Genomic DNA, 21,295 nt, shown 5'->3' with positions numbered 1-21,295 from the left:
GCCATGCTCGGCAGGGGCTCTACCGGCAATCCCTCTTGCCGAGCATGGCTCGGCACTACATTGGCATTGCTGGGAATGCCCCTGCCGAGCATGGCTCGGCACTACCAATGGCATCAATTCCTGTGCGCGGTGCCCAGGTACTCGGCGCTCTGCATCTCGATCAGACGGCTGGCGGTGCGCTCGAAGGCGCCGGCCAGGCGGGTGCCGCTGTACAGCAGCGGCGGTGCGTCCTGGGCGGTGCAGACCAGGTTGACCTGGCGGTCGTACAGCTCATCGATCAGATTGACGAAGCGGCGCGCGGCATCTTCGTTGAGACGATCGAAATGCGGGATGCCACCCAGCAGCACAGTGGTGAACTCGCGGGCGATCTCGATGTAGTCCGCCGGCCCGCGCGGGCCTTCGCACAGTGCAGCGAAATCAAACCAGGCAATACTCTTGCCGCGACCACGCACCGGGATCTTGCGCCCCTCGATCTGGATGTTGCCGCCGCGCGCTTCTTCGGCACCGCTCAGCTCCTTCCAGCGCCCGGCCAGCCACGCATCACTCTCACCATCGAGCGGCGCGCGGTAAACCGGCGAGCGGGTCAGCGCGCGCATGCGGTAATCCTCGGTGCCTTCGGCATACAGTTCGACGCAGTACTTCTCCAGCAGGGCAATTGCTGGCAGGAAGCTGTCACGTTGCAGGCCGTTGAGGTAGAGGTTCTCCACCGCCGTATTGGAGGTGGTCACCAGGGTCACACCTTCGGCGAACAGCCGCTCCAGCAGGCGTCCCAGCAACATCGCATCGCCGATATCGGTGACGAAAAACTCATCCAGCACCAGTACCCGCAGCTTGTCGCGCCACTGCTGGGCGATCTTGGCCAGCGGATCGCTCTGCCCCTGATGCAGGTGCAGCTGTTCGTGGATGCCGCGCATGAAGCGGTGGAAGTGGGTGCGGTACTTCTGCTCGATCGGCAGGCCGTCGTAGAACAGATCGACCAGGAAGGTCTTGCCGCGGCCGACGCCGCCCCAGAAATACAGGCCCTTTACCGGCTCGGGCTTCTTCCAGAACGCCGACAAACGATCAAGCCAGCCGTCCTGCGCACTGTCGACAATGGCCAGATGGATGCGATCCAACTCGGCCAGCGCGGCATGCTGGGCAACATCGTCGCGCCAATCGCCGCGGGCTACGCCGGCGGCGTAGCGTTGTGAGGGAGTCAGTGCATCCATGCTCAGTTACTGCCGTCGGGCAGCCAGCGCCGCACTTCATGCTGGATGGCGCCACGCAGATCGATCAGCTTGCGATGGAAGAAATGCGAGGTATCCGGCATGCGCACCAGCTGCGGCGGATTCGGCAGCGATTCCAGCCACTGGTACACGCCCTGTGCGTCGACCACTTCGTCAGCATCGCCCTGCACTACCAGCCAGTTGGCCGGCGGCTGTACTTCGGAGAAATCCCAGGTGCGGCGGCCAATCGGCGGTGCGATCGAGATCAGGGCCTGTGGCTGCAGCTGGCCGGCAGCACGCAGCGTTACATAGGCACCGAAGCTGAAACCGGCCAGCCACAGCGCGGCGTCCGGGCGTTCGCTGCGCACCCAGTTGACCACCGCGCGCAGGTCGTCGGCTTCGCCTTCACCGTTGTCGTAGGTACCAACCGAAGCTCCGACGCTGCGGAAATTGAAGCGCACGGTGGTAATGCCGAGGTCGCGCAGCGCGCGCGAGACCATGGTCACCACCTTGTTGTGCATGCTGCCGCCCTCGATGGACAGCGGATGGCAGATGACGGCGATGATCGGACGCGCGGCGGACTCGCCATCAGGCAGGTCGACGCCGACTTCCAGCGGACCGGCCGGGCCGTCCAACATCAGCGTCGCCGATTCGTGGGGGAATGGGAGAGTTTGCATACGGCCATAATAGCGGCCCCGTCCGGCGGCTTCACGCCCGCCCTTCACAACTGCCCAAATCCATGCATTTCCTTGTCCTGAGTGTGATCTGCAGTGTTCTGGTATCGGTGCTGCTGAAACTGGCACCGCGTCGTGGTGTCGATATCGCCCAGGCGGTGACCTGGAACTACCTCGCCGCCAGCGTGCTGTCGCTGTTGTTGCTCAAGCCGTCGCTGCAGTCACTGCAGAGCGGGCATACGCCGTGGCTGGCGCTGCTCGGACTGGCCGTGGCCCTGCCCGGCATCTTCCTGGTGCTGGCCCGCGCGGTGCGCGAGGCCGGCATCGTACGCAGCGACGTGGCCCAGCGTCTTTCCTTGTTGTTGTCGCTGGCCGCCGCCTTCCTGCTGTTCGGCGAACAGGCCAATGGCTGGAAGCTGGCTGGGTTGGGGCTGGGCTTGTTGGCCATCGTCGGTGTGACCGCGCGCGATGGCGGTACCGCAGAGCGTTCGCGCTCCAGCTGGGGCTGGCTGCTCGGGGTCTGGGCCGGCTTTGCCTTGATCGACATCCTGCTCAAGCAAGTTGCAGCGGCCGGCACGCCGTCCATCGCGGCCCTGCTGGTGAGCTTCGGCATCGCCTTCGTGCTGATGCTTGTGTGGCAGCTGCAGCGGCATTTCAGTGGCAACAGCCGGCTGACGCTGGGCAATCTCGGCTTTGGCCTGCTGCTCGGGCTGCTCAACTTCGGCAACATTCTGTTTTACGTGCGTGCGCACCAGGCACTGCCGCATAGCCCGGCGACGATTTTTGCCGGAATGAATATTGGTGTTGTGTGCCTGGGTGCGCTGGTTGGCGTGCTGATGTTCGGTGAGAAGACCAGCGTGTGGAACCGGGTGGGTCTGGCGCTGGCGGTGGTGGCGATTGGCTTGATCGCGCGCGGGACGTTTTGAGGTTTTCTGCTGGCTTTTAGCAAAAGCAAAGGCCCCCCTCCCCGGCCCTTCGCTGCGCGAAAGGGAGGGAGAAAAACTGCCCCCTCCCTTTGCCGCAGGCAAGGGGAGGGTTGGGGAGGGGTGCTCTTAAGCTTCTAGCTTCTAGCCCTCACCTTACGGCTCAAACCCCAGCAACAACGGATCATGGTCCGAGCTGCGCCACGGCCCCGGCACATTGCGGCCCTGATAACCAATCTCGTCCGCCTCATCGGCATTGATATGCCACTCGGCCGCGCCCTTCAGCCGCGCGGCCATGCCCGGGCTGAGCAAGGCGTGATCCAGACGACCGGTCATGCCGTTGTAGACGTAGCTGTAAGGCTGCTGCACGCCGGCAACCTTGAACGCGTCCTGCCAGCCATCAGCATTCAAGGTACGGATCGGGTCTTCCATCGCATAGGCGTTGAAGTCGCCCAGCAGCACCGCGTCACGGCTGCCGGTGTCGGTCGGATCTTCCTGCAGCCAGCTGTGCAGCAGCTTGGCCGATTCCACGCGGGTCGCGTTCCAGCAGCCCTGGCCGTCATTGCGATCGGCATTGTCACCGCTCGCTTCCGAGCAGCCCTTGGACTTGAAATGGTTGGCCACCACCACGAACGGGGTGCCCTTGCGGCCCATGCGGAAGGCCTGCGCCAGCGGTACGCGGCTGCGTTCGCCAAACGGCTCGCGCTCCAGCACCGCCGGCTTGCCGACCGGGCTCACCTTTGACGCGCGGTAGATGATGCCGACCCGGATCGGGTTGTCGCCCGGGCCCTTGCCGGCATCGACGAAGCGCCAGTCACCATCCTTGCCCTGCGCGGCATTGAGTGCGCGCACCAGCTGGTCGATTGCCGAGCCCGGGCCGTAGCCGTCGTTCTCCAGCTCCATCAGCGCGGCGACGTCGGCGTTGAGGCTGCCGATGGTGGTGATCAGCTTGGCCTGCTGTGCTGCCTGCTGCTCGGCGGTCTTGGCGCCACGCAGGGTCGGATAGCCACCGCCCTTGCCGTCGCCGTTGAAGTAATTCTCCAGATTGAAGGCGGCGATGCGCAGGCCGCCGGCCACGGTCGGTGGCTGCTGCGGACGCTCGGCATCCACGACCACCGGTGCGGTCAGCTGCAGGCGATAGCCGCCATCGAAACGCTGGTCGACGATGCCCTGCACGTCGCGCAGCTGCGCGCCGCTGCGCAGCAGCTGGTCCGCAGCCAGATAGGGCACCGCGCCCGGATCGCGCTTGCCGCTGGCATCGTCCAGACGCAGGCGACGGCGGTTGTTGTCGGCGATCACTGCAGCTTGTTCGGGGCTGCCGGCGGCGGCCACTTCGCTGGGCTGCCATAGGCGGCCACCGAAGGCAGCGGTCAGTTCGCCATAGCGCGACAGTTGATCCTGCCCGGCCACGGTCAGGCCGCTCGGAATCCGCACCTGCATGCCTTCCAATGCTTCCCAGTTGGCCGGTACATCGGTCAACACCAGCGGCGCCGGCAACGGCCGCGCTGCGGCCGGGCTGACGGTCTGCACCTGCAGCGTGGTCAGGCCCTGCTCGCTCTTGCCAGCGGCCTGCTCCTCGACCGTCCCGGTGATGCGCAGCCACTGGCCAACCTGTACGGCCTGCTCCTTGGGCAGGCGCACGAACAAGGCGTCGGAAGTGGCGACATCGCCATCACCTGCGTCCTGCACGAAGATGCCGCCCAGGCCGTCACGCATATCGGCGGTCACCGCGCCCTCGATGGTGACGGTCTTGCCCGCATACGGGCTGTGGTCTGCCGAGCCCTGCACGCTGCCGATCGGCAGTACGACGGGCTTGGAGGGGGCAGCCAGCGCCGCGCCGGAACAGGCGGCAGCCAAGGCCAGGGCAAGCAAGCTAGGGGTACAACGCATGGACGCACTCCGGGAAGACGGAAACACAAAGCGCCGCCCTGGTGGGGCGGCGCCGGCTATTCTGCAGCAATCGGGTCTATTGCCAGCTGCGTGAGTCTGGCGGCTTTCTATTTCAGATTGGCCAGCATCCAATCCACGGTGGCGTGGATCTGCTCCTCGCTGAGCCCGGCATTGCCACCCTTGGGCGGCATGATGCCGCCGTCCGGGCCGGTATAGCCCTCGATGGCGTGCTTGTAGAGGGTGTCCTTGCCCTGCGCCAGGCGCTTGTCCCAGTGACTGTGGTCCAAGGTCGGCGCGTTGCCCACGCCGGTGGTGTGGCAGGCGGTGCAGAGGCTGTCGAAGATGGTCTTGCCGTCCAAGGTGCCACCGTAGGCACCGCTGGCGGCTGCAGCGGCTGCAGCCGCAGCGGAGGCGGCAGCCTGCGCCGACGCACCGGTCGCGCCGGCATACACCGCACCGATGGGTGCAATGCGTTCCTCGATGCGCTTGGTCGCGGTCGGCGACACTTCTTTGGGAATGACGTGCTGCAGGTAGGACGCGAAGATGATCAAGCCAATCGTGATGATGGCCAGGATGGCGATCACGATGGAAAAGCGTTTCAGAAACTCAAGGTCGTAATTCCGCACGTCTCATCACCCCGGGCGAGTTGTCGGTGGACCAGCAGCTGCTGGGCGAGTATAGACCAGCGTCCGCCCGCTCCCGCAATGCCCATGAACACGCGCAAAAGTGCGGCATTGCAGCATCCCAAGGTGGTTACAGCACTCAGTGCGGCAGCGACGCACCGGCTGCGCGCAGGCACAGCGCACTGATCGCGCTGACCAGATGTTCGCCATCGCGCAGGCCATCGCGGCTGGGCGCGGTCGGCCCGACCAGGGCTTCAGTGAAGGCACCGACGATGCAGGCCGCGCTGATGTCCAGATCCTGCGCTGGCAGCTCGCCAGCGCGCACGCCGTCTTCGAGGATGCGCTTGAACACATCACCGAACAGGCGCCGGCAGCGGATGCGCTCGGCCTCCACTTCCGGGTCCACCGGCTCGGCGATGAAGGCATAGGCCAGGCCGGGACCGGCCATGGCACGACGCACGAATGAGGCCACCGCCAGCTGCAGCCGCTGCGGCGCCGGCAAGGGCTCATCGGCAATGGCGGCAAGGATCTCCAGCTCGTGCTCGACAGCGAAGGTCAGCACCTCCACGAACAGCTCGGCCTTGGAGGGGAAATGCCGGTAGATCAGCCCGGTCGACACCCCCGCCTCGGCCGCCACGGCGGTGATCGGCGCATTGCGGTAACCGCCTGCGGCGACCAGCCGGCGGGCCGCGACCAGGATCCGCTCGCGGTTGCCCGCAAGCCGTTTTTCCATCAATTCCGAGCGCTTGTAAGCCATTTGTTGATTCTATGTTCAATTTTTGAATTTGTATTCACTTTTTTCCCGGGAGCCGCTAGGCTGCGCGCAAACGCCCGTGCCGACGGCCCGCCCGTCCTCCCACCCGGTGCGCCCCTTATCGCCATGCAGTACCGGAGCCAGCCATGCACGTCCCCACCCTGAATTTTGATCTGGGCGAAGAAATCGACATGCTGCGCGAAAGCGTGGCGCAGTTTGCCGCCGCCCATATCGCGCCGCTGGCCGCCGAAGCCGACGCCAGCAACCACTTCCCCAACCAGCTCTGGCGCCAGCTTGGCGAACAGGGCCTGCTGGGCATGACCGTGGAAGAAGAATACGGCGGCAGCGGTATGGGTTACCTGGCGCATGTGGTGGCGATGGAAGAGATCTCGCGCGCCTCCGGCGGTATCGGCCTGTCCTACGGCGCGCATTCCAACCTGTGCCTCAACCAGCTGCGCAAGAACGCCAGCGAAGCACAGAAGCACAAGTACCTGCCCAAGCTGTGCAGCGGCGAACACGTCGGCGCGCTGGCGATGAGCGAGCCGGGTGCAGGTTCTGACGTGGTGTCGATGAAGCTGCGCGCCGACCTGCGTGGTGACCACTACGTGCTCAACGGCAACAAGATGTGGATCACCAATGGCCCCGATGCCGACGTGCTGATCGTCTATGCCAAGACCGACGCCAATGCCGGTTCGCGCGGCATCACCGCCTTCATCATCGAAAAGGGCATGAAGGGCTTCTCCACCGCGCAGAAGCTGGACAAGCTCGGCATGCGTTCGTCCAACACCTGCGAGCTGGTGTTCCAGGACTGCGAAGTGCCGGTAGAGAACGTGCTGGGCAGCGTTGGCGGCGGCGTCAAAGTGTTGATGTCCGGTTTGGACTACGAGCGTGTGGTGTTGTCCGGCGGTCCGCTCGGTTTGATGTCGGCCGCGCTGGATGTGGTTTTGCCGTACGTACATGAGCGCAAGCAGTTCGGCGAAGCAATCGGCACCTTCCAGTTGATCCAGGCCAAGCTGGCCGATATGTACGTCGGCCTCAATGCCTGCCGCGCCTATGTCTATGCGGTGGCCAAGGCCTGCGACCAGGGCCGCACCACGCGTCAGGATGCGGCTGGCGCGATCCTGTACTCGGCCGAGAAGGCGACCTGGGCAGCCGGTGAAGCGATTCAGATCCTTGGTGGCAATGGCTATATCAACGAATACCCAGCCGGGCGCTTGTGGCGTGATGCCAAGTTGTATGAGATTGGTGCGGGCACTTCGGAAATCCGCCGCATGTTGATTGGGCGGGAGTTGTTCCAGAAGACCGCATAAATGCCGCTTAAGCCCCTCTCCCGCTTGCGGGGTGAGAGGGGCAGCTTGCGAACCACTGGTTCGCTGCCCGTCGAACGACCTTGCGCCAGCGCAAGGGCCGGGGCGCGGAGCGGGGGTTGGGGTGAGGGCAGCTCCTAGCAAGCAGACCCAATGCTTTAAAAGCTCCCCTCATCCGCCCCTACGGGGCACCTTCTCTCGCAGGCGGGAGAAGGGACGCAACAGCAGAGCAAAGCAACGGCAAAAGCAAAAAGCCAAGCAAAAGCCAAGCAAGAGCAAAGCAAGAGCAAAGCAACAGCAAAGCAACAGCAAAAGCAACAGCCCTGCTGCCATGTTTCCGCGCGCAGACCAGCTCCAGAATCCAGGACTTCGGCCATGACCGTAATCACCTCCCAGCTGCAACCCGGCAGTGACAGCTTCGAAGCCAACCGCGCCGCGATGCAGGCCCAGGTCGATGATCTGCGCGCAACGCTCGCAGCCACCGCACGCGGCGGCAGTGACGCAGCGCGGGCCAAGCACAGTGCACGCGGCAAGCTGCTGGTGCGCGAGCGCATAGACGCCCTGCTCGATCCCGGCAGCCCGTTCCTGGAAGTCGCACCGCTGGCCGCGCATGGCATGTATGCCGATCCTGTGCCCGGCGCTGGCATGGTTGCTGGCATCGGCCGCGTCTCCGGGGTGGAATGCCTGATCGTCGCCAACGATGCCACGGTCAAGGGCGGCACCTATTACCCGGTGACGGTGAAGAAGCATCTGCGTGCGCAGGAAATCGCCCAGCAGAACCGCCTGCCCTGCATCTATCTGGTCGACTCCGGCGGCGCTTTCCTGCCGCTGCAGGATGAGGTCTTCCCGGACCGCGATCATTTCGGCCGCATCTTCTACAACCAGGCCAATCTGTCGGCGCAGGGTATTCCGCAGATCGCCTGCGTGATGGGCAGCTGCACGGCGGGCGGCGCCTATGTGCCGGCGATGAGCGATGAAACCGTCATCGTCAAGGAACAGGGCACCATCTTCCTCGGCGGCCCGCCGTTGGTGAAGGCCGCAACCGGCGAAGTGGTGAGTGCCGAAGAACTGGGCGGTGCCGATGTGCATACGCGCATCTCCGGCGTTGCCGACCATATGGCCGACAACGATCTGCAGGCGTTGGCACGGGTGCGCTCCATCATCGCCAACTTGAACTGGCGCAAGCCCGATGCCGGCGTCGCCTTGCAGGCCAGCGAGGCGCCGTTGCTTGATGCGCATGAGCTTTACGGCGTGATTCCAGCCGATACGCGCAAGCCCTACGATGTGCGCGAGGTGATCGCGCGCATCGTCGATGGCTCACGCTTGGATGAGTTCAAGCCGCGCTACGGCAATACCCTGGTCACCGGCTTCGCGCATGTGCATGGCCATCCGGTCGGCATCATCGCCAACAACGGCATCCTGTTCTCGGAGTCAGCGCTGAAAGGCGCGCACTTCATCGAGCTGTGCTGCCAGCGCAATATCCCGCTGCTGTTCCTGCAGAACATCACCGGCTTCATGGTTGGCCGCAAGTACGAGCATGGCGGTATCGCCAAGGATGGTGCAAAGCTCGTCATGGCGGTGGCCAATGCACGTGTGCCGAAGTACACGGTGGTGATCGGTGGTTCGTTCGGTGCCGGCAACTACGGCATGTGCGGGCGGGCCTACTCGCCGCACTTCCTGTGGATGTGGCCGAATGCGCGCATCGGGGTGATGGGCGGTGAGCAGGCGGCCAGTGTGTTGGCCACGGTCAAGCGTGATGGTATCGAGGCCAAGGGTGGTGCGTGGTCGGCCGAAGAGGAAGATGCGTTCAAGCAGCCGATCCGTGATCAGTTCGAGTTGCAGGGTCATCCGTATTACGCGAGTGCGCGCTTGTGGGATGACGGTGTGATTGATCCGGCGGATACGCGGCGGGTGCTTGGGCTGGCTTTGGCTGCCAGTCTCAATGCGCCGGCGCAGGACACGCGGTTTGGCGTGTTCCGGATGTGATGGCGTGAACGCCGCAGCAGCAGTAGCAACAGCAAAGGCTTTCACGCTCCTTCGGAGCGCGAGTCACTTTTCTTTGCTTGTGCAAAGAACAAGTAACCAAAAGAAAGCACACCCGGACGCACGCCCGACCCGCTACGCGGCTCGGGTCCGCAGTCTGGCTGGACATTTTTCGACGGCACATCCATGTACCGTCGAAAAACGACGCGCGTCCTGCGCGTCGCCCTTCGGGTATTCGTCCATCCAGCCTGCCGCGCTCTACGGGGCCCTGAAAATCCAAATCAACAGCAAAACCGTCAACTTCGGCATGCAGCGGGGAACACCATGTTCAACAAGATCCTGATCGCCAATCGCGGTGAAATTGCCTGCCGCGTTATTGCTACCTGCCGTCGTCTTGGCATCGCTACCGTCGCGGTGTACTCCGATGCAGATCGCAATGCGCGGCACGTGCGTCTTGCTGACGAAGCTATCCATATCGGTGCCGCGCCGGCTGCCGAGAGTTATCTGCGCGCCGAGGTCATTCTCGAAGCCGCGCGGCGTAGTGGTGCGCAGGCCATCCATCCGGGTTATGGCTTTCTTTCCGAGAACGCTGGCTTCGCGCGTGCCTGTGATGCTGCGGGCATCGTCTTCATCGGGCCGCCGGCCAGTGCCATCGATGCGATGGGTGACAAAAGTTCGGCCAAGGCGCTGATGCAGACTGCGAACGTGCCTCTAACACCGGGTTATCACGGCGAGCGGCAGGAGCCGGAGTTTCTGCGCGCGCAGGCCGATGCGATTGGTTATCCGGTGCTGATCAAGGCCAGTGCGGGTGGCGGCGGCAAGGGCATGCGCAAGGTTGAGGCCAGTGCTGATTTCGAGGCTGCGTTGGCCAGCTGCCAGCGCGAGGCGCAGGCTTCGTTCGGTAATGCCCATGTGCTGGTGGAGAAGTACGTCGAGCGTCCGCGCCATATCGAGATCCAGGTGTTCGGTGACAGCCACGGCAACGTGGTCTATCTGTTCGAGCGAGACTGCTCCGTGCAGCGCCGCCATCAGAAGGTCTTGGAAGAAGCACCTGCGCCTGGCATGACTGCCGAACGTCGCGCTGCGATGGGCAAGGCCGCCACCGACGCCGCGCGCGCGGTTGGTTACGTCGGCGCCGGCACGGTGGAGTTCATCGCTGGGCCGGATGGCGATTTCTACTTCATGGAAATGAATACCCGCCTGCAGGTCGAACACCCAGTCACCGAGCTGATCACCGGTACCGATCTGGTCGAATGGCAGCTGCGCGTGGCCGCTGGCCAGCCGATGCCGAAGACGCAGGAACAGCTGCAGATCCACGGCCACGCCATCGAGGCACGGCTATACGCCGAAGACGCCGACCGCGGCTTCCTGCCTTCCACCGGCACACTGCGCCATCTGCGCCTGCCACAGCCCAGTGCCAATGTGCGCGTGGACGCCGGTGTCGAGCAAGGCGATGCAATCACCCCGTACTACGACCCGATGATCGCCAAGCTGATCGTCTGGGATGTGGACCGTGCCAGCGCCCTGCAGCGCATGCAACAGGCCTTGGCGCAGTGCCAGGTCGTCGGCGTGACCACCAATGCCGCCTTCCTGCGTCGACTGGTACTGACCGACTCGTTCCGCACCGCCAATCTCGATACCGCGCTGATCGAACGCGAGCGTGAAGCGCTGGATATCCATCACGTTGCAGCCAGTGACAATGACTGGGCGCTGGCCGGCGTGCTTGCCGTAGCCAACGAAGCTACGCACGACAATGATGCATCACCGTGGGCAATCGCAGACAGCTGGCGCCTTACTGGCCCGGCCGCACGCTTGGTGACGCTGGAACACCTGGATCAGCGCAGGCAGCTGGAGGTTCGCGACAGCGCCAACGGCTGGCAGGTGCAGGTCGGCGACGCATCGATCGCCGTGACAGGGAAGACCAGCAGCGCTGGTTACACCCTGCAGCTGGGCCAACGTCTGCAGCGCGGCAACGCGATCCGCGAAGGCAATACGCTGTACGTCTTCGGCAATGAACAGCAGCAACGCTTCCACATCCACGACCCGGTCGCCGAAGCCGAAAACAGCAGCGACCACGGCGGCAGCCTGCTGGCACCGATGCCAGGCCGCGTCGTCACCTTGCTTGTGCAACCCGGCACCACCGTCAGCCGCGGTACGCCGCTGCTGGTGATGGAGGCAATGAAGATGGAGCACACCTTGCAGGCGCCGGCCGACGGTACCGTGCATGGTTTCCGCGCCAAGGCCGGTGATCAAGTGGCCGATGGCGCGGTACTGGTGGATTTCGAGGCGGGCTGATTGCCCGCCGCACCTCAGCCCACCGACTCCCAGACCGCCTGCGCAGGGTCGAATTCGGTGGTTTCCATCACCTCCGCGCGCCATCCAAAGCCGCAGATTGCCAACGGGCTCTGCGCCATTGGATCGAACCCCAAGGTCTGTTCGATCTCCTTTTCATTGATCGCCGCGGTTACATAGGCGCCGAGCCCCATCTCGGTCGCGCAGCTCAGCAGCAGTTGCGAGAGATGGCCGACATCCAGTGTCACGGCACGGTAGGCTTTGGCATGGCCCCTGTATTTCCAGTGCAGGCGATCAAAACGCGGGGCAAGCACGATCATCACGTGTGCATTGGCGAACCAATGCTGGCCTGCCACGAACTGCGCTGTGATATCCACCGGAAGCTGCGCTGCATCAGACATCAACGTGAGTGCATGCTCGATCGGATGGTAGTGATACAAGCCGGGAAGCATCCCTTCAACGTTCTGCACGATGAGATAGCTTTCAGTGGGGTGCAACCCACCTGCTGAAGGCGCGTTTCTTTTCAGGAATACGCTCTGCTCATCCAACCGATAGCTACCGGTCGCAGCGAAGCAACGCCCCATCAAGCGTGAGAAAGCTGCCATTGGCAGCGGCTTTGAAACATCGAAGTTGCGGCAGGTGCAACGCATCTGCAGACGCCGATCAAGCTCGTCCTCAGGCTCACGTGGCAACATGAGCGTGGGGCCTTCCGGTGCTACCGTTGGTGGCGGCGGCGCACCAAAGCGCTGGCGCAGCCCAGCCGCTGTCTGGATGCCCACCGAATCAATTGCAGCGACGCTATCCTGCCCTTCCCAGCGCGCCTGCCAATGCGTCATCGCTGCAGGTCCCCACCAGCCAAGCTCCCGGATCCGCTCATCCGAACGGGCAAGGCTACCTTTGTCACGGTCGCTGAACAGCAATCCCTTCTCAAGCAGCTCAAGCTGTGGCGAACTCAACGGCAGCGCAACTTCCACCCAGACATCTGCGTCAAATTCTCCCAGGATCTGCACCGCCTCCAGCGACACTTCAACTCCCTCGGACAAATGCGGAGCCAAGGCCATCCAACAGCTACGTGACACCATGCCAGCGCGACCAGCCAGGACATCGTCCAAGCTGAAGCGATCCACCCGCCTTGGCTCGATGAAAAGGTGTTTGCAGCGACGGACCAAAGCCACGGTGGAGGACATGCAGTGCTTCTTGCGAAAAGGGAAATTCTAGCGGACGTGAAACAATATGGAGGCAATCCGTCCTTGCAAAGGCCGCTAAAGTTATCGCGCCTTTTACCGCTATGTTGACCGAGCATACTCAGCCATCATCCGTGGCTGATCCCCAAAACTACCTTCTGGATCGAATGCCATGAGTAACGAAAAAAGTCCTCTCTCGCAAGAAGACGCGGTAAAGCTTCTGGACCTGCTCAGCACCGACGATGCATTCCGCGACTTGTTCGCAAAAAGCCCGTCCCAGGCACTGCTGCAGATCAGCGCTGCCGCTGCCGCATCAAGCAGCGCCTGCGAAACCACCGGTCCGCTGGCGAGCAAGGAGGAGTTCACGCGCTCGCGCGACGCACTGCTTGGCCATCTGGCCGCGAACGCATCCTTCTACACCCCGCATTGCTTTGTCTCGGGCGAAATCGACAGCTCGCTACAGCGCAAACCACAGATCTAAGGGCGTCGTGCCAATCACCGACGTGCTTGCCGCACGTCTGCCACGTTACGCGCCTTGAGCGCGTACGTGCCAGAGTTCTCCGCATAGGAAAGCCCGCGCTGACGCGCCAGCCACTGGCGCTCAGCCTCGGCCAGCTCCGGCCTGCCAAGCTTGGTGTACAGGCTCGCAAGTACTACATGAAGCTGAAGTAGTTCCGATCCATCCACCTGTTTTTTCAGGCGCGCCACTGCCTCTTCGATACGCAGCCCATCAACTTCCTGGCCCGCGTATAGCAGTTGCACAAGCTGGCGGCTGCGGGGGTCGTTTATGCGTTTGAGCAAGTCATCCAGGCGCGGCAACCACGATGCCACCAACGCCTGATGGCCTGCCCGCTGTGCCAGGTAGAGAGTCGATGCCGTCATGAACATCCACTCAACCCTGTCAACACCATCGGCCTGGATCGTTTGTTGCTGCAGACGCTGCAGTTCCTTTTCAAATACTGCATCGGCTACTGGCGAGCCCGTCTCGGGCAGAACTGCAAGCTCCTGCAACCGGAACACACTGCAGACATGGCCTTGGACCTTGCACTGGCTTGAACCTGTCCGCGCCTCGGCGAGCGCTTCTCCCGGCCTCCCCGCATCCACATTGATCGCTATGCGCTGCAGCCAGCCGGCCAAGTCATCATGCGGCAGGGCATCGAGAACCGCCCGAGCTCCTACAAAATCGTCCTGCGCCGCCAACGTGGCCGCAAGCTCACTGTCGTTATAGCGTTCGTCAGACGCCCTTATCTCCAGGAAATTCCGCTTGGCGTCATCGAGCTTGTTCTGTGCAAGCTGCGTTCGCGCGAGTTGGCGCTGCGCAAGAAGGCGCAGCGAGTTCTGTACCACCACCGCCCCGTGCGCCGCACGCTCGGCTTCCGGGTAGAGACCAAGGGTGAACAATGCATGGGAGCGATTGGAATAGGCTGCGTGATAGTCAGGGTACAGATCACCCAGCAACTTCCACTTATAGGAACTCTCTGCGGCACCTGCACCATTGATCTCGGCAGCCCACGCGTCCAGGTACAAGCCTTCGCGCGGCGTCAGGTCATCGCGGTGCGCAAGCGCTTCTGCGAGAAGCTCACGCGCGCGGATGTTATTGCCCTGCGAGTATGCGATTCGCATCTGCGCCAGATAGGCCGCTGCGAAATCCGGATCAAGGTGCTCTGCCTGCTCCAGATAGGCCAGCGCATCATCGTGCCTGTTTTCCGCATAGGCATCCACGCCCATCGCGTAGGCGTGCAGGGCATCCAGATTGCTGGTGGCGACCCGAGGCAACGGCAAGGACGTGCGTCCCAGCTCATCGTTTGCCTCACCAAGCTTCAGTCGAATGGCAGCTGCAACCTTATCCAAGGAACCCAAGGCCGAATCCAGCCCATCACCGTCCGCATATGCGGAGTACACAACCCTGCCGGACTCGGGATCCAGCACTTCCATGATGATGCGCAGCTTTCCGTGCAACTCCAGCACACCAGGCATGATCACGGCCCGCGCGCCATCGCGGATGGCGACCTCCTTGGCTGTGTCGCGATCCAGCGGCTTGGCCGGATCCCTGCGCATCTGCCGCAGGGTCTCACGCACCTTCAGGTCACTGATGACATTCACATGGCGAGATTGCTCGAGACTGATACGCAGCGCCTGCTGCAATGCATCGTCCAGCACCAGATTGCCGGTCTGGTTGCTGAAGTCGCCAACCACCACCCAATCACGCTCGACAAAAGCGATAGCTGGCTCAGGGCGTACCAATACCCACGCCACTGCGCCCACAGCGACCACCAGCAGCAACTCAGCGACCAACGCCGCCGGTCGCCGCCATAGCGGTAGACGCCGCCACGCTTTGTTCGAACGGGCCGGCATGCGCAGTGGAGCACTGCCCGCTGCGCCTATCTCAAACACTTCCTGCGGCGTCGGCAGGCCCTTGAAATACCAGCGACCGTGCGACTTCCATTGCAGGTTCGCTCCGCGTTCGCCCAGCTCACGCTGGCTTGGGCGCAACAGCGCTTCGGCGACTGATGACAGCAGAATCTGATTCGGGCGCGCCAACGCCATCAAGCGGGCCGCGGTGGGCTTGGCCACGCCTTCCACATCCACTGGCTTGGCGCCAGCAGCAACTGCATCCTCATCGTTGCGCCAGAACAGCACGTCGCCTACATGGATGCCAATCCGCGCCTGCAGCGGCAGCTTGCGCTGCTCGCCGATCTCGGCCAGCGCATCCAGGTAGTCCAAGGCAAAACCCAGGCCTTGGGTAGGCACGTCGAACAGCAGGAACATGCCATCGGAGCGATCGATCAGACGCCCTTTCCAACGCTGCAACAGCTGCAGCGCGCGCACGTCCAAGGCGCGGAACAGCTCAGCGGCTGCCGCGTCGCCAATCCGTGCCGTCAGCTCCACCGAGTCACAAAGATCGGTGAGCACCAGCGTCTTCAGCTGGCGATCAGAAGAGAGCGCGTCAGTCTCGCTCGTCATGTGTTATGCCGGGCTAGTCGTGGTCACCGGACTGCTCCAGGAACCATTGCGCGCGATTACCGCCTTCGCGCTTTGCCAAGTACAGCGCCTGATCAGCGCGCGAATAGGCGTCGTTCCAATGATGGTCCTCATCGATCAACACCATGCCTACGCTAAGCGAGCAGGCGCCGACCGTTGCACCGGGATAGGCGATCAGATGGCGCATCGCTTCCAGCACGAAATCAGCGGTGCGCGGCAGGCTCTGCGCGTCCGCTTTCATCAGCAATACGCAGAACTCGTCGCCGCCAAGACGGCAGGCGATATCGTCCTTGCCGGTCACCGAGGCGAGAATGCGACCGAAGCACTGCAGCGCGTGGTCGCCGGCAAGATGACCGTAAGAGTCATTCAGCCCCTTGAAGTCGTCGCAATCCAGTAACAGCAGCCCCTGCGGCCGATGACCGGAGCGATGCGCTTTCTGCAGGTAGGCGGTAAGCGCGCGGCGGTTGCTGAGCCCGGTCAGGTCATCGCTGTAGACCAGCTCGCGGGTGTGGTGCAACTCATGGTTGGCGCTGTAGAGATTGCCCAGCGCGGTTTCCAGCTCATGATTACGGCGACTGAGCTGTGCGATCAGGCGTTGCTCACTGGAGACCACCCGCGACAAGGTACGGCGCAGGAAGAACACCACCATCGCCGGATCCTGGTCGATCAGGCGATGGAAGTTGGCATGGGTGATTTCCAGCAGCACGCTGTCGCAGTTTGCGCGCGCATCGCAGGAACGCGGGTGGCGCTCGATCAGCAGGCCAAGCTCGCCAAAGAAGTCGTTGCTGCCCATCGGCTTGGGCGCCAGACCGGTACCGAAATCCAGGCTGACAGTGCCGCTTACGATGATGAACATCGAGCTGCCCAGATCGCCACAGCGGAACAGCACCTGGTCGGCCTGCAGTGTGCGGCGAACGCCGTACTGGGCAAACAGTGCAAATTCCACCGCTGACAATTGCGCACGCAGCACCGCGCTTCCCGCCGACGTAGCGACGGAAAGTTCAGACTCCAGTGCCAAACCCCCTGTTCCCATGCCGCTCATTCCCTGCCTCATGGACTGCTCGTCCATGTCAGACGAGTAATCTCGCGAGCCTATCATCAAAATTATCGGTTTTGTGACCCCCTACACCGTTTGATGCTGGGCCATGCCCAAAAAAAAGAAGGGGCTCGTAAGAGCCCCTTTAAAACGACCTTGTCAGCGCCCTCAGGCAGCCACTTCAGTCTGAAACTGCTCCTCTTCGGTGGAGCCGGTCAGCGCGGTCACGCTGGAGGCGCCACCCTGGATCACCGTGGTCACATCGTCGAAGTAGCCTGCGCCCACCTCCTGTTGGTGCGAGACGAAGGTGTAACCCTTGTCGCGGGCGGCGAATTCCGGCTCCTGCACCTGCTCCACGTAGTGGCGCATGCCTTCACCCCGGGCGTAGTCGTGGGCGAACTTGAAGGTGTTGAACCAGTTGATGTGGATGCCGGCCAGGGTGATGAACTGGTACTTGTAGCCCAGCGCGGCCAGCTCGTCCTGGAACCTGGCGATGGTCTTGTCGTCCAGGTTTTTCTTCCAGTTGAACGAGGGCGAGCAGTTGTAGGACAGCAGCTTGCCGGGGCTGGCGGCATGCACGGCCTGGGCGAACTCGCGGGCGAAGCCCAGGTCCGGGGTGCCGGTCTCGCACCACACCAGGTCGGCGTGCGGAGCGTAGGCGACGCCGCGGCTGATCGCCTGCTCCAGGCCATTCTTGACCTTGTAGAAGCCCTCGGCGGTGCGCTGGCCGGTGATGAACGGGGTGTCGTTCGGGTCGAAGTCGCTGGTCAGCAGGTTGGCGGCCTCGGCATCGGTACGCGCCAGCACGATGGTCGGCACGCCCAGCACATCTGCCGCCAAGCGCGCGGCGGACAGCTTCTGGATCGCTTCCTGGGTCGGCACCAGCACCTTGCCGCCCATGTGGCCGCACTTCTTCACCGCCGCCAGCTGGTCCTCAAAATGCACCGCAGCGGCACCAGCGACGATCATGTTCTTCATCAGCTCATAGGCATTCAACACGCCGCCGAAGCCGGCCTCGCCATCAGCAACGATGGGCAGGAAGAAGTCGATCGCATCCTCGGCCTTGACCTTGCCGTCGATGATGTTCTTCCACTGGATCTCGTCGGCGCGCTGGAAGGTGTTGTTGATGCGGCGGACCATGGTCGGCACCGAGTCGTAGGCGTACAGCGACTGGTCCGGGTACATGGTTTCGGAGGTATTGCCGTCGGCGGCCACCTGCCAGCCGGACAGGTATACCGCCTCCAGCCCGGCCTTGGCCTGCTGCATCGCCTGGCCGGCGCTGATCGCACCGAAGGCGTTGACGTAGCCCTTCTTCGAAGCGCCATTGACCAGTTCCCACAGGCGCTCGGCACCGCGCTTGGCCAAGGTGTGTTCCGGCTGCACGCTGCCGCGCAGGCGCACCACGTCGGCAGCGCTGTAAGTGCGCTTCAAACCCTTCCAACGCGGATTGGTATCCCAGTCATGCTGCAGGGCGTCGATCTGTTGCTGGTAGCTGCTCATCATGTCGTCCTCGAATCCAGTGCGTAGGGGGAAGGGTCAATCGATCTGCCGGTAGGCAGGCAAGGTCAGGAAGTCGGTCAGCTCGTCGGCGCGGCTGAGCTGGTCAAGCAGGCCGATGGCCTGGGTGATGCGGCTGCCACCGGGCAGTGCGGAGGTGTCGCCCAAGCGCGCCGGCAAGGCGCGCAGGGTGCTGGCGAGCAGCGCGAAATCAATCGCGGTGCCGTCGTCCAGATGCTGGTTGCCGGCATGCAGCCACTGCCAGATCTGGCTGCGGCTGATCTCGGCGGTGGCGGCGTCTTCCATCAGGTTGTGGATGGGCACGCAGCCATTGCCATCCAGCCAGGCGGCCAGGTAACGCACGCAGACTTCGACGTTGTTCTCGAAACCGGCGCGGGTAACCGTGCCGCTGCAGGGCGCGATCAATTCATCGCGGTTGGCCTGCACGTCGCGGCGCAGCACGTGATGCTGATTGGGACCGGACATGTGCTCGTCGAAGATGGCGCGCGCCACCGGAATCAGCGCCGGGTGCGCCACCCAGGTGCCGTCGTGGCCAGCGGTGACTTCGCGCAGCTTGTCGGCGCGCACCCGTGCCATCGCCTGCTCGTTGGCGGCGGCATCGTTGTTGATCGGGATCTGCGCGGCCATGCCACCCATCGCATGCGCGCCTCGGCGATGGCAGGTCTTGATCAGCAATTCCGAATACGCCTTCAGGAACGGCTGGGTCATCGTCACCTGGCCGCGCTCGGGCAGCACCTTGTCGGCGTGGCGGCGGAAGGTCTTCAGATAGGAAAAGATGTAGTCCCAGCGCCCGCAGTTCAGGCCGACGATGCGATCGCGCAGCACGTACAGGATCTCATCCATCTCGAACACCGCCGGTAGCGTCTCGATCAGCACGGTGACCTTGATCTGTCCATGCGGCAGGCACAGCATGCCTTCGATGTGCGACAGCGCGGTCTCCCACAGCGCCGCCTCTTCCATCGACTGCAGCTTGGGCAGGTAGAAGTACGGGCCGCGATCCTTGTCCATCAAGGTCTGCGCGTTGTGGAAGGCGAACAGCGCCGCATCGAACAGTCCGCCGGCAATCGGCTGGCCATCGACCAGCACGTGCTTCTCATCCAGATGCCAGCCACGCGGACGCACGATCAGCACCGCCTGTTCGTCGGCCGGGCGCAGCGTGTAGTGCTTGCCCGGGCCCTTGGCGGTGGCCGGCGCGGTGAAATCCAGATCGCCGCGCACCGCTGCCTTCATCGTCTGCTGGCCGGCCAGCACATTGCGCCAGGTCGGCGAGGTCGAATCCTCGAAGTCGGCCATGAACACCTTGGCGCCGGAGTTCAGCGCGTTGATGACCATCTTCGGGTCGGTCGGGCCGGTGATCTCGACACGACGGTCCTGCAGCGCGGCCGGGATTGGCGCCACGCTCCAGTCCTCTTCACGGATGGCGCGGGTATCGGCACGGAAATCCGGCAACCCGCCCTGGTCGAAGAAGGCCTGGCGCTCACGGCGGGCAGCCAGCCGCACCTGCCGGCCCGGCTCGACCGCACGATGCAGCGATACGAGCAGGCCCAACACGCCGGCCGGCAGCAGCGCGGACTGGCCGGCCAGCTGGGTGGTCAGGGTGATGCCCGGGGTCGGGCGGGGGGCGGACTGCGGGGTAGCGACTGCGTGGGCGACGGCGGACATCGGAGGTACCTGCGTATGTCGGGGACTCCAACGTGCGGCCGCAGGCAGGTATTTAACAAAACAGTTTTTGCAATGTTATCTATAAGTTGTGCTAATACTGGCTTCAAGATGCCAGCCAAGCCGCCCGTAACCCCGCGTTTTTCCTACAAGTCTGACCGACTCAAGCCGCTGCGGGCGTTCCTGCAGACGGTGCGCCTGGGCTCGGTTTCGCGTGCCTCGGAAGCACTTTTTGTCAGCCAACCGGCGGTGAGCCTGCAGCTGCAGGCGCTCGAGCGGGAGCTGGGAGTGGTGCTTTTCGAGCGCAGTGGGCGCCGCCTGGTGCCCACCCGCGAGGGCCAGCTGCTGTACGACATGGCGCAACCACTGGTGGAAAGCCTGGACGGACTGCTGCCGCGCTTCCGCGAGAAGGTCAGCGGGCTGGATGCAGGCGAGCTCAATATCGCCGCAAATTCGTCGACCATCCTGTATCTACTACCAAAGATCGTCGAAAACTTCCGCAGACTGCACCCGGATGTGCGCCTGACCCTGCACAACGCGATCAGCGCCGACGGCACCGACCTGCTGCGCAGCGATGCTGCCGATCTGGCCATCGGCTCGATGATGGATGTGCCGGCCGACCTCAGTTACGCACCGGTCTACCGTTTCGACCAGGTATTGATCACCCCGCCCGACCACCCGCTGGCGAAGAAGAAGAACCTGACCCTGGAAGACCTGTCGCCGTGGCCGCTGATCCTGCCGCCGCGCCGGCAGATCACCTGGCGCCTGGTCGACCTGGTGTTCCAGCAGCACCGCGTGCCGTACACGGTGGCGCTGGAAGTGGGCGGCTGGGAGGTGATCAAGCAATACGTGGCGATGGGCATGGGCATCAGTATCGTCACCGCCCTGTGCTTGAACGATGGCGACCGCGACAAGCTGGCGACGCGGGCAATGAGTGATTACTTTCCCTCGCGCAGCTATGGCGTGGTGGTGCGGCGAGGCAAGGTGCTGTCGCCGCAGGCCAGAGCGTTCGTTGAGCTGATCCAGCCGGATCTGTTTGCGCCGAGGCAGTACGACGATACCGGGCATTCGGAGCGATAAGGCTTGGGCCTGTTTGCTCTGGGCTTGTTTGCTTTTGCCTTCGCTTTTTTGTCGTCATTCCCGCCTGCGCGGGAATGACAAGCCAGCTAGAAGCTCCCCCTCACCCCAACCCCTCTCCCGTGAACGGGAGAGGGGCTCAAGCAAAGCTCAAGCAAAGCTCAAGCAAAGCTTAAGCAGATGGCTTG

At 63.4% G+C, this 21,295-nt stretch carries 16 protein-coding genes; 6 read left to right on the top strand and 10 right to left on the bottom strand.

Annotated features, from left to right (window positions below; translation table 11 throughout):
- Positions 1-113 precede the first annotated feature (113 nt).
- A complete protein-coding gene (zapE, locus tag ACVOLR_RS07370) occupies positions 114-1,208 on the bottom strand; it encodes a cell division protein ZapE (RefSeq protein ID WP_481535861.1) in 1,095 nt (364 codons plus the stop codon).
- A gap of 2 nt (positions 1,209-1,210) precedes the next feature.
- The gene (locus ACVOLR_RS07365) at positions 1,211-1,882 is read right to left on the bottom strand and encodes an alpha/beta hydrolase (protein WP_481535860.1); all 672 of its coding nucleotides are present in this window, start codon (positions 1,880-1,882) and stop codon (positions 1,211-1,213) included.
- Between the two features lie 62 nt (positions 1,883-1,944).
- On the opposite strand from ACVOLR_RS07365, the gene ACVOLR_RS07360 reads away from it, so the two are divergent.
- Positions 1,945-2,805 carry an EamA family transporter gene (locus ACVOLR_RS07360; protein ID WP_481535859.1) on the top strand — a complete coding sequence of 287 codons (861 nt, stop codon included), beginning with the start codon at positions 1,945-1,947 and terminating at the stop codon, positions 2,803-2,805.
- Positions 2,806-2,958: 153 nt separating this feature from the next.
- Here the strand turns inward: ACVOLR_RS07360 and ACVOLR_RS07355 are convergent, their stop codons facing one another.
- From ACVOLR_RS07355 to ACVOLR_RS07345, 3 genes are all read right to left on the bottom strand, one after another.
- Positions 2,959-4,692, bottom strand: a complete 1,734-nt coding sequence (locus ACVOLR_RS07355) for an ExeM/NucH family extracellular endonuclease (RefSeq protein WP_481535858.1) — start codon at positions 4,690-4,692, stop codon at positions 2,959-2,961.
- Positions 4,693-4,799: 107 nt separating this feature from the next.
- Entirely contained in the window at positions 4,800-5,318 is a 519-nt protein-coding gene (locus tag ACVOLR_RS07350) for a c-type cytochrome (protein ID WP_481530376.1), read from the bottom strand.
- A 136-nt stretch (positions 5,319-5,454) separates the two neighbouring features.
- On the bottom strand, positions 5,455-6,072 hold the full coding sequence (locus tag ACVOLR_RS07345; protein WP_481535857.1) for a TetR/AcrR family transcriptional regulator: 618 nt from the start codon (positions 6,070-6,072) through the stop codon (positions 5,455-5,457).
- Between the two features lie 143 nt (positions 6,073-6,215).
- On the opposite strand from ACVOLR_RS07345, the gene ACVOLR_RS07340 reads away from it, so the two are divergent.
- The 3 genes from ACVOLR_RS07340 (at position 6,216) to ACVOLR_RS07330 (ending at position 11,654) form a co-directional block, all read left to right on the top strand.
- Positions 6,216-7,379 (top strand): isovaleryl-CoA dehydrogenase, encoded by a 1,164-nt coding sequence (locus ACVOLR_RS07340; protein WP_481535856.1) that lies wholly within the window; start codon positions 6,216-6,218, stop codon positions 7,377-7,379.
- Between the two features lie 372 nt (positions 7,380-7,751).
- Entirely contained in the window at positions 7,752-9,362 is a 1,611-nt protein-coding gene (locus ACVOLR_RS07335; RefSeq protein ID WP_481535855.1) for a carboxyl transferase domain-containing protein, read from the top strand.
- Positions 9,363-9,683: 321 nt separating this feature from the next.
- Positions 9,684-11,654, top strand: coding sequence for an acetyl/propionyl/methylcrotonyl-CoA carboxylase subunit alpha (locus tag ACVOLR_RS07330; protein ID WP_481535854.1), 1,971 nt, complete (start codon positions 9,684-9,686; stop codon positions 11,652-11,654).
- Positions 11,655-11,668: 14 nt separating this feature from the next.
- Here the strand turns inward: ACVOLR_RS07330 and ACVOLR_RS07325 are convergent, their stop codons facing one another.
- Positions 11,669-12,838, bottom strand: a complete 1,170-nt coding sequence (locus ACVOLR_RS07325; RefSeq protein WP_481535853.1) for a putative peptide maturation dehydrogenase — start codon at positions 12,836-12,838, stop codon at positions 11,669-11,671.
- A gap of 169 nt (positions 12,839-13,007) precedes the next feature.
- Here ACVOLR_RS07325 and ACVOLR_RS07320 point away from each other — a divergent pair, with 169 nt between their 5' ends.
- Positions 13,008-13,316, top strand: coding sequence for an NHLP-related RiPP peptide (locus tag ACVOLR_RS07320; protein WP_481535852.1), 309 nt, complete (start codon positions 13,008-13,010; stop codon positions 13,314-13,316).
- Positions 13,317-13,330: 14 nt separating this feature from the next.
- Here the strand turns inward: ACVOLR_RS07320 and ACVOLR_RS07315 are convergent, their stop codons facing one another.
- The 4 genes from ACVOLR_RS07315 to aceB all read right to left on the bottom strand — a co-directional run bounded on the left by ACVOLR_RS07315 (position 13,331) and on the right by aceB (position 20,033).
- Positions 13,331-15,799 carry a putative peptide modification system cyclase gene (locus ACVOLR_RS07315; protein WP_481535851.1) on the bottom strand — a complete coding sequence of 823 codons (2,469 nt, stop codon included), beginning with the start codon at positions 15,797-15,799 and terminating at the stop codon, positions 13,331-13,333.
- Positions 15,800-15,812: 13 nt separating this feature from the next.
- A complete protein-coding gene (locus tag ACVOLR_RS07310; protein WP_481535850.1) occupies positions 15,813-16,850 on the bottom strand; it encodes a GGDEF domain-containing protein in 1,038 nt (345 codons plus the stop codon).
- Between the two features lie 171 nt (positions 16,851-17,021).
- On the bottom strand, positions 17,022-18,353 hold the full coding sequence (gene aceA / locus ACVOLR_RS07305; protein WP_481535863.1) for an isocitrate lyase: 1,332 nt from the start codon (positions 18,351-18,353) through the stop codon (positions 17,022-17,024).
- Between the two features lie 36 nt (positions 18,354-18,389).
- Positions 18,390-20,033, bottom strand: a complete 1,644-nt coding sequence (gene aceB / locus ACVOLR_RS07300) for a malate synthase A (RefSeq protein ID WP_481535849.1) — start codon at positions 20,031-20,033, stop codon at positions 18,390-18,392.
- Between the two features lie 108 nt (positions 20,034-20,141).
- Here aceB and ACVOLR_RS07295 point away from each other — a divergent pair, with 108 nt between their 5' ends.
- Positions 20,142-21,110 carry a LysR family transcriptional regulator gene (locus ACVOLR_RS07295; protein WP_481535848.1) on the top strand — a complete coding sequence of 323 codons (969 nt, stop codon included), beginning with the start codon at positions 20,142-20,144 and terminating at the stop codon, positions 21,108-21,110.
- The last annotated feature ends 185 nt before the right edge of the window (positions 21,111-21,295 follow it).

Source organism: Stenotrophomonas sp. STEN030 (assembly GCF_056759995.1).
This window is presented reverse-complemented; position numbering and strand designations above follow the sequence as displayed.